Source organism: Streptomyces sp. SM10 (assembly GCF_002910915.1).
In the GTDB taxonomy this organism is placed as follows: Bacteria; Actinomycetota; Actinomycetes; order Streptomycetales; family Streptomycetaceae; genus Streptomyces.
The window spans coordinates 1-2,276 of record NZ_NEUF01000012.1 but is presented as its reverse complement, the minus strand read 5'-3'; the positions used below and the strand labels follow the sequence as shown (position 1 = coordinate 2,276).

The window sequence follows — 2,276 nt, the reverse complement described above, 5'->3', positions numbered from 1 at the left end:
CCCGAAGGCGGCTACGCAAACCGGGACTACAGCTACTTCACCGGCATGATCACCCACGCCGTCGACGAAGCCCTCCACGACCACGACGGTGACATCACCGCCGCAACCGAAGCCCTGGTGAAAAAGGCAGTACCGAACGCAATGGCCTTGTTCGAAGCCACCCGCGTCGGCGGAAATTACGAACACACCGTCTACCCGGAAACCCTCGAATTCCTCCGCAAGAAAACCAAGGACGGCGCCGACGAAATCTGGGAAGGCCGCCACAACTGGACCAACACCCACCTCATGGAAGCCCTCCAAAACGGCACCCACCCCCCGATCACCGTCAACGCCCTCGACACCAACGCCAGCTTCCTGTCTGCCTTCAAGACCCACCTGCCCATCGGCGCCCTGATCCACGAACCCAACGGTGGCTTTGACCCCAAGCGTTCCGGCATCTACCACCTTCCCACCCGCCCCACCTGGCACCATCCCCACCTGCCCGACCCGATCGGCAACCGCCGCGAAGACGGCCCCGTCCTCCTCGACGACGCCACCATCCGCCTACTGATCCGCTGCGCCCGCCTGGGCCTGTGCGAGGCCCCACACATCACCGAGTGCTGGACCTCCGGCGCCAGCGAAGGCCTCCTGGAAAAATTCCGCCGTATCCTGACCGAGGCCCGCACAAACGCCCTCAAAGCCGACGACACGGTGACCATCGAATACATCAAAGCCATGTATTCAAAATTCACCTCCACCATCGGAGAATCAAGCGTCAACCGCGACATCCGCCGACCCGACTGGATGCACATCATCCGCTCCCAGGCATTCGCTAACCTCTGGTATAAATCCCACCGCGCCCACAGCAACGGCCTGACCGTCGTCCGCGTCCGCGGCACCGACGAACTCCACGTAGCCGGCGACTGGCGCACCGTATTCACCGAAGGCCGCCTCACCACCCAGATGAAACAAAAAGACCAATACCCCCTGCCAAGGAAGAGCGCTCGATAGATGTCGACCGACGGATGGAAAAACTTCGGCAACTACGGCGCAGACCGCGACCCCGGAAACGTCCACGGCAAAATCGCCCTCGCCCGCGCCCTCGAAGACGCCCTCGAACGCATGATCATCGACGGCGGAATCAAATCCCCAGTCGACACCCGCCGCGGCCTGAAAGCCCGCATGCGCTACCTCACCACCACCAAAAGCGGCCCCCAAGCCCTGACCGACGCCGGCATCCACGCCGCCCCCGCCACGATCCGCGCCTGGACCCGCGGCACCCAGCGCCCGCGCCCAGCCAACCTCGAAGCGATCGACACCGCCTACTGGAACCTACGAGCCCACAACGTGCTCACCAACCCCGGCGCCCTCAAGCAACACCTCAACCGCAACGGCCGCGGCACCCGCATCGAGATCCACCCCGTCAACCAGACCACCGTCGACGAGCCACGCCGCCGCGACAACCTGAGGATCCAACACCGGCAGGTCCGCTACATCTGGGACGACGCCGTCGACGCCCTCGTCGCCAGCGACCTGGACACCATGGAAGACCTCTGGGACGACATCATCGCCGAACTCGACTCCGACTGGGGCGCCTACACCTACGTCTCCTACATCGGCATCGGCGCCTGACACGACCGCCCGCAGCCGGCCTGACCGGCCCAAAGCGGCGCTCGGCGCCCCGTAAGACTGATGGTCTGCGGGGAGTGTCAGTTGGACCTCGTCGTCTGAGCGTCAGTGGCGCAGGTGCGGTGACCTGGTCGTTGACGCTGACGGGTGATGCTCACTCGTTGCTGGCATGAGTGACGAAGGACCATGTCATTTTCACGCCGACCACCACAAAGAAACTCGAGCACAAGAAAAATGAGCCCCAAATTAGGTCCTGATATTCTGCTTCGCGACACAACGATTCACCCCTTTGGAGAGCACCATCCGTAGAGAATCGGTACAGAATACCCAACGCCCCACCAGAAAACAGATAATGTAACGCGAGTGAATGCACCAGAAATGTGTGCCGCTCTCTCAGTGAGTTTACAGAATCTCTCTGGGGAGGTTTCTGTAACTCCTTTCAGGCATCTAGTGTTTCGTAAGAGGTCCAGACCACTACTTATAAACACGAAGAGTGATCGTTACGTAATTGTGCACCGTTACCCCGAGAGCGTTACATAATGGGTACACATCAGGTGCAGGAGGGGTGCCCGGAGGGCGCTTCAACGCAAGTCAGCTCCACCTCGCCACCAGCAGTCGAGCGCCGCCGCTCTACAATTATGTAACGGCTAGCGAGGGCCGGCGCTTAT

General features: G+C 61.6%; 2 protein-coding genes. Both read left to right on the top strand.

Going from position 1 to position 2,276, the window contains the following annotated elements:
• On the top strand, positions 1–990 hold a 990-nt coding region (locus tag B9S57_RS00650; RefSeq protein WP_308457370.1), incomplete at its 5' end, for an acyltransferase.
• On the top strand, positions 991–1,611 hold the full coding sequence (locus B9S57_RS00645; protein ID WP_103513562.1) for a hypothetical protein: 621 nt from the start codon (positions 991–993) through the stop codon (positions 1,609–1,611). It abuts the gene before it with no gap.
• The last annotated feature ends 665 nt before the right edge of the window (positions 1,612–2,276 follow it).

Excerpts from the sequence above, each read along its gene's own strand:
- B9S57_RS00645 (WP_103513562.1), top strand. The coding sequence starts at position 991 with ATGTCGACCGACGGATGGAAAAACTTCGGCAACTACGGCGCAGACCGC.